6 protein-coding genes are annotated in these 6283 nt (G+C 70.6%); 4 read left to right on the forward strand and 2 right to left on the reverse strand.

The genetic code is table 11. The features are described 5' to 3' along the window. Positions 1 to 370: 370 nt before the first annotated feature. Both AB0B82_RS24705 and AB0B82_RS24710 read right to left on the reverse strand, forming a co-directional pair. The gene (locus tag AB0B82_RS24705; RefSeq protein WP_360172923.1) at positions 371 to 1012 is read right to left on the reverse strand and encodes a response regulator transcription factor; all 642 of its coding nucleotides are present in this window, start codon (positions 1010 to 1012) and stop codon (positions 371 to 373) included. Beyond that, on the reverse strand, positions 1009 to 2559 hold the full coding sequence (locus AB0B82_RS24710; protein WP_360172926.1) for a PspC domain-containing protein: 1551 nt from the start codon (positions 2557 to 2559) through the stop codon (positions 1009 to 1011). The genes AB0B82_RS24705 and AB0B82_RS24710 overlap by 4 nt, the downstream gene beginning before the upstream one ends. Positions 2560 to 2741: 182 nt before the next feature. On the opposite strand from AB0B82_RS24710, the gene AB0B82_RS24715 reads away from it, so the two are divergent. From AB0B82_RS24715 to AB0B82_RS24730, 4 genes are all read left to right on the forward strand, one after another. After that, on the forward strand, positions 2742 to 4127 hold the full coding sequence (locus AB0B82_RS24715; RefSeq protein WP_360172929.1) for a PspC domain-containing protein: 1386 nt from the start codon (positions 2742 to 2744) through the stop codon (positions 4125 to 4127). Beyond that, the gene (locus tag AB0B82_RS24720; protein ID WP_360172932.1) at positions 4124 to 4315 is read left to right on the forward strand and encodes a hypothetical protein; all 192 of its coding nucleotides are present in this window, start codon (positions 4124 to 4126) and stop codon (positions 4313 to 4315) included. Before AB0B82_RS24715 ends, AB0B82_RS24720 begins: the two co-directional genes overlap by 4 nt. Positions 4316 to 4488: 173 nt before the next feature. Next, entirely contained in the window at positions 4489 to 5619 is a 1131-nt protein-coding gene (locus tag AB0B82_RS24725; protein ID WP_360172935.1) for a Cmx/CmrA family chloramphenicol efflux MFS transporter, read from the forward strand. Positions 5620 to 5683: 64 nt separating this feature from the next. Continuing rightward, the gene (locus AB0B82_RS24730; protein ID WP_132316966.1) at positions 5684 to 5884 is read left to right on the forward strand and encodes a cold shock domain-containing protein; all 201 of its coding nucleotides are present in this window, start codon (positions 5684 to 5686) and stop codon (positions 5882 to 5884) included. Positions 5885 to 6283 lie beyond the last annotated feature (399 nt).

The raw sequence follows: 6283 nt of genomic DNA on the forward strand, positions 1-6283 counted from the left end.
GAGGTACCGCGCCGTCGAACCGGCACTCGTGCCCGCGCCTCCACCCGTGAAGATGCCGCCGGCCAAGACGAACCCTGCACATCCGCCACGGACCTTGCACAACGAATACCCTGACCAAGGTCCCGCGTGGATGTGGAAGGTCCCGCGTGGATGTGGAAGGTCCCGCGCGCTTGGGTACCGTGCCCCACCGCGAGTCAGCTGACTTTGTGCATCAGATCCGTACTTTGCGGCGCGGAAATTACGGATCTGATGCACAAAGTGAGGCGTGCGGCAGTCGCGGCGCGTGCGGCAGTCGCGGCGCGTGCGGCGGTCGCGCGCGGGCAGCGGCGCGTGCGGCGGTCGCGCGGGCACTGCAACAGCCGAGTGGCGGCTAGACGAGGCGGCGGTCGGTGGCCCAGCGGGTCAACTCGTGGCGGTTGGAGAGCTGGAGTTTGCGGAGTACGGACGACACATGCGTCTCGACGGTCTTCACCGAGATGAAGAGTTCGCGGGCGACCTCTTTGTACGCGTACCCGCGCGCGATCAGCCGCAGTACCTCGCGCTCGCGCTGCGACAGCCGATCCAGATCCTCGTCCACCGACGCGATGTCGATCGCTCCGGAGAAGGCGTCCAGCACGAACCCGGCCAACCGCGGTGAGAACACCGCGTCGCCCTCGGCCACGCGGTTGATCGCGTCGACCAGCTCGGTACCGGAGATGTTCTTGGTGACGTACCCGCGAGCCCCGGCCCGGATCACCCCGATGACGTCCTCAGCAGCGTCCGACACCGACAGCGCCAGGAACTTGATGTCCGGGTGCCGTTGGTGGACCTGCTTCATCACCTCGGTACCGCCGCCACCGGGGAGGTGGACGTCGAGCAGGACGACGTCCGGCTCGGTGCCGACGATCGCCTTGACCGCGGTCTCGACGTCGGAGCCCTCGCCGACGATGTCGACCGCGGTACCGATCTCGCTGCGCACCCCGGCCCGGAACATGTCGTGGTCGTCGACGACAACTACGCGCCTGCTGCTCATCTGTCCATCTCCAGTCGCACTTCGGTCCCTGTTTCCGGATCGGATCGCACTGTCGCGCGTCCGCCGTGCCGTTCCATCCTGCCCATCACACTGTGCCGCAAGCCGAGCCGGTCGTCCGGGACCTCGTCGACGTCGAAACCCTTGCCGCGGTCGCGGACGAACATCTCCACCCGGTCGCCGTCCACCTCGACGAAGACGTCAATTTTCGCAGCGCCGGAGTGTTTGGCGGCGTTCACCATCGACTCGCGCGCGGCGCGGACCATCGACGCCAGCGGCTCGGTCAGGTCGCAGTCGCCGACCGTGACCACCTCGATCGGTACGCCGTGGGAGTCCTCGACCTCGGCCGCGGCCTGTTTGGCGGCGGCCGCGATGGTCTGGTCGGCGTCGCGTTCGTCGTCGTACAACCAGGACCGCAGCTCACGCTCCTGGGAACGCGCGAGCCGAGCGACCGCCTTGGGGTCGTCGGCCTGCTTCTGGATCAGCGCGAGGGTCTGCAGCACCGAGTCGTGCAGATGCGCGGCCATGTCGGCGCGCTCCTGCGAACGGACCCGCTCGGACCGCTCCTCGTTCAGGTCGCGGGTCAGCCGGTGGACCCACGGGCCGGCGATCACGCCGATCCCGATCACCGCGAGCAGCAGCGCGATCAGTACGTCGCCGACCATCGCGAGCCGGCCGTTCTGCACCAGGAACAGCGTGATCGCGGTACCGATCAGGACCAGCCCGACACCGATCCGCACCAGCGACTTCCAGCCGCCCTTGCCGAGCACCAGCCCGACGATCGGGACGCGGACGTCGCGCGCCCACTTGTCCTTCTGGCTCTCGTCCGCCTGCCGCCAGATCAGCGCCAGACCGGTCGCCGCGAACACGAGCGGCCAGAACAGCTTGCCGGCCACCCCCAGTCCGGCGACCTGCAGCAGGATCAGCAGACCGGCCCCGATCGCCACCAGCGCGGGCAGCTGACCGCGGCTCTTCTCCCGTTTCCGTTGCCGCGCCTCCGCCACCGGCGGCGGGGGCTCCTCGGAGCGCAGTCCGCTGCGGGTGTGGGCGGCCAGGCCGGGCGCGGTCGGTACGTTCTCGGGCGCGAGCGGCATCAGGAACCACAGCGCCGCGTAGATCAGGATGCCGAACCCGCCGGACACCGTGGTGGCGATCAGGACCAGCCGGACAATGGTGTCGGAGATGCCGAGGTGGTCCGCGATGCCACCGGCGACACCGGCGACCACGCGTCCTTCGGTACGGCGGTACGCCCGGCGGACCGGCTGCTCGCCGCGGGGCGGCAGCGAGGCGTGCGGCGGTGCGGACGAGTACGACGCTCCGCCCGGTGCGTTACCCATCCGCGCCGCGTAGGCGGCGTACGGACCTTGGTACTGACCGGCCGGACCGTGCGGCCCCCAGCCCTTGTACCGCCACTGGTCCTGACCCTGCTTGCCCTGCTTGCCCTGCTGGCCCTGTTGGCCCTGACGGCTCTGGTTCTGGCCAGGCTGCGGCCCGGGTCCGGCTCCGTTCGCGGAGGACCCGCCAGGCGGCGCTGCTGCTGGCTGACTCATCACCACCGATCGTCACATGTGGACCGGTCCGACACCAGCAGGCTTGTCCCCGGCCGGCTCCTCAGCGCACGCCCGCGCGACTCAGGGTCGGCTCGGGGTGATCCCCCAATTCCGGGGGCTCCGGGGCCGGTCAGGGTGCATCCCCGATGTCCGCGGCGGCCCACGGTGTGAGTATCGGTGTCATGGAGCAGAACCAGAGTGGACCCGCCGGGTTCGACCGCAACCGCCTGCAGAACCCCCAGAACTGGCGGCGCAGCAGGTCGGACCGCTGGCTCGCGGGGGTCTGCGGCGGCATCGGCCGGGCGCTGAACATCGACCCGGTCCTGGTCCGCGTGGTGATGGCCGTGCTGATCATCAGCGGCCCGGGCATCGTGTTCTACATCGCCGCCTGGATCCTGATGCCCGATGAGGGCAGCGAGCGGTCCGCCGTCCAGGGCATGTTCGGTGACCGGATGCGGACCGACCACCCGTGGTTCTGGCCGGTGGTCGCCGGCGGGTGCGTGTTCCTCGCGGTCGCGATGATGTCGTCGTTCAACTTCGGGCGGTTCGTGCCCGGGCCGTTGATCGTGATCGGTGTCATCTGGCTGATCGCCAAGCAGCGCAAGAGCTCCCGGCCCGGCGGGCAGCCCCCGCAACCGTACGGCCCCCAGAACCAGTCGCAATACGGCTCGCAGTACGGGTCGCACGGCGGTCCGCAGTACGGCGGCTCGCCCGAGCAAACTCAGCGTCCGCAGGACACGGTGCAGCCGGGCGCCTCGGCGTACTCCGGTCCGCAGCCGACCACGGCGTACGCCGCACAGACCGGCCCGTCTGCTCCCCCGGCGGGCCCGTCGTCCTCGGCCACGCAGCGCCCCCAGGACCGCACCGTCGAACCGGTCCAGCCTGTGTGGACCGAGGACGACCCCCTCGGCCTGTACGTCGACGAGCCGGCCGATGCCGCGCCCGCGGCGACGCGGCCGGCCGAACCGCCCGCGAAGGGCCTGCGCGGCGTCAAGTCGATGATCGTGGTGCTCACCGGCCTCGCGATCGGGATCGCGGCGCTGGCGGGCGCCTCGACGGCGACCATGCTGGTCATCGGGCTGGCCACGCTCGGCGGCGGCATGCTGATCGGCGGATTCGTCGGCCGGACGCTCGCGCTGCTGCCGCTGGGCATCCTGCTGGCGGTCGGCGTGGTGGCGAGCACGGTGTTCCCGGACGTCCCGCGCAACGTCGCCGACATCAACTACGTCGCGCCGTCGACGCAGACCATCACCGCGACCGGGACGAGCTACGAGTTCGACGCCGGGTCCGCGAAGCTGGATCTGACCCAGGCCACGTTCGGCCCAGACGCCAAGGTCGAGGTGCACGGCGGCGTCGGCGAGGTGATCGTGAAGCTGCCGGCCGATGTTGACGTCAAGGGTGACCTGTCCGCAAGGATGGGGGACGTGTCCTTCCTCGACCAGCACCGTGGCGGCCGGAACGCCGAGCTGACGCTCGACGACCTGGGCGCGGACCGCAAGGCCGGCCCGCAGCAGGTCACGCTGGACCTGGACCTCAGGGTGGGCAGCATCAAGGTGGAGCGCGGATGAACCGGCAGCCACGCAAGACCCGCCCCGACGTGCCCGGCGTCGTGGCCGGCACCGTCCTGACCGGAGCCGCCACGATCTGGATGCTGACCGACAACGGCGTCCTGCAGCCCGACGATCTCGGTGTGACCAGTGCGCTGCTCCTGGTCACCGCCGGGCTGCTCGGCCTGGCGGCGTCCCGCCGCGCTTAACTCGCTGGACGCCGTACCGGCGCCTGCCTAGGCTGCTCTCCGTGACCAGCCCGGAGGCGGACAGACCGTAACCACCGGCCGTTCCACGTGACTCACGGTGTCCAGCACCGTGTGACGCACCGGAACCGCCGGGGACGACTCATGCCGTTCTCCACTGGTTACGGAGCTTCCTCATGCCTTTCGTGCTGTATCTGCTCGGCCTGGCCGTGTTCGCCCAGGCAACCTCCGAATTCATGCTCTCCGGGCTCGGCCCGGACATCGCCCGCGACCTGGGTGTCTCGATCCCGGCGACCGGGTGGCTGACGTCGGCCTTCGCCCTCGGGATGGTCGTCGGCGCGCCCACGATCGCCGTCCTCGGCAACCGCTGGCCGCGACGCCGGACGCTGCTGGTGACGCTGACCGTCTTCCTCGCGGTCCACGTCGTCGGCGCCCTGACCACCGACTTCACGGTGCTGTTGATCACCCGCATCCTCGCTGCCCTCGCCAACGCGGGCTTCCTCGCGATCGCGCTCGCCACTGCGGCGAGCCTGGTCCCGCCGGACGCGAAGGGCCGTGCGACGTCGGTCCTCCTCGGCGGTACGACGCTCGCGTGCATCGCCGGTGTACCGGCCGGGGCGCTGCTCGGCACGTCCTTCGGCTGGCGGTCCGCGTTCTGGGCGGTGGCGATCGTGTCGGTACCGGCGCTGCTCGGGATCCTGTGGTCGGTCCGGGACCGCCTCAGCGGTCCGCCGGTCCCGGTCCGCTTCCAGGTCCGGCCGCGGCTCGCCGTACTGCTGTTGCTGGGGGCACTCGTCAACGGCGCGACATTCTGCTCGTTCACGTACCTCTCACCGGTGCTCACCGACGTCACCGGACTCGGCCTCGCTTGGGTGCCCGGGTTGCTCGCCCTCTTCGGCATCGGCTCGTTCATCGGTGTCACCGCCGCCGGCCGGTACGCCGACCGCCGCGACAACCGCCTCGTACTACTTGCCGGCAGCACCTTGTTGCTCGGCTGGTGCGCGTTCGCCCTCGCCGCGGGGTACGTCGTCCCCACCATCGCGCTCGTACTGGCTCAAGGCGCACTGTCCTTCGCGGTCGGTTCCACCCTCGTTGCCTACGCCCTCTACGCCGGCACCGACACCCCTGCCCTGACCGGAGGCCTGGCCACCGCAGCCCTGAACGTCGGCGCCGCCGCGGGCCCTGTCCTGGGCGGGCTCGCGATCACCCGGACCGGTTACCGCGCCCCGCTCTGGGTAAGCGCCGCGCTGGTCGCGACGGCGCTCTGCGTGGGATGGTGCAGCACGCGCGGGCGGCGGCTCGGCTAGGCTTGTGGACCGCGAAACAGCAGAGGGGTCCGGGTGCAGCGGGCTCCGTGGTCAAGGAGTTCCGATGGTGCGCGGCACCGTGAAGTGGTTCAACGCCGACAAGGGCTACGGCTTTCTGGCCGTCGACGGGCAGGACGACGTGTTCGTGCACTGGAGCAAGATCGTCTCCGACGGGTACAAGACGCTCGAGGACGGCCAGCAGGTCGAGTTCCAGATCGTCGACGGCCCCAAAGGCCGCGAGGCCGACGCCGTCACCCCGGTCTGACCCGCACTCGGTACGCCGTCACCCCGGTCTGACCCGCACTCGGTACGCCGTCACCCCGGTCTGACCCGCACTCGGCACGCCGTCACCCCGGTCTGACCCGCACCCGGTACGCCGGCGGCCGGCCCGGCACCGCACTGCAGAAAGTCGGCAGGCGGCATCGGGCAACCGATAACCGGCCCTTGTGACCGATCCGTGGGTGGCCCGGGTGACTGAGTCGCCGCCCACGCTGTGCCGCGCTGGACCACGCCCGACCACGCCCGACCACGCCCGACCACGCCCGACCACGCTGGACCGCGCTGGACCGCGTTGGACGCCGCGCGCGTTCCCACACGATGGGTTCACCCACGGTGTTGTGGGTTCCTGACCCGGGTGAAGGGTTCGGAACCCACAACACCAAGG

Origin of the sequence: Kribbella sp. NPDC048915, from assembly GCF_040649595.1 — a bacterium.
Classification (GTDB): domain Bacteria; phylum Actinomycetota; class Actinomycetes; order Propionibacteriales; family Kribbellaceae; genus Kribbella.

Excerpts from the sequence above, each read along its gene's own strand:
- AB0B82_RS24705 (WP_360172923.1), bottom strand. The coding sequence starts at position 1,012 with ATGAGCAGCAGGCGCGTAGTTGTCGTCGACGACCACGACATGTTCCGG.
- AB0B82_RS24710 (WP_360172926.1), bottom strand. The coding sequence starts at position 2,559 with ATGAGTCAGCCAGCAGCAGCGCCGCCTGGCGGGTCCTCCGCGAACGGA.
- AB0B82_RS24730 (WP_132316966.1), top strand. The coding sequence starts at position 5,684 with ATGGTGCGCGGCACCGTGAAGTGGTTCAACGCCGACAAGGGCTACGGC.
- AB0B82_RS24715 (WP_360172929.1), top strand. The coding sequence starts at position 2,742 with ATGGAGCAGAACCAGAGTGGACCCGCCGGGTTCGACCGCAACCGCCTG.
- AB0B82_RS24720 (WP_360172932.1), top strand. The coding sequence starts at position 4,124 with ATGAACCGGCAGCCACGCAAGACCCGCCCCGACGTGCCCGGCGTCGTG.
- AB0B82_RS24725 (WP_360172935.1), top strand. The coding sequence starts at position 4,489 with ATGCCTTTCGTGCTGTATCTGCTCGGCCTGGCCGTGTTCGCCCAGGCA.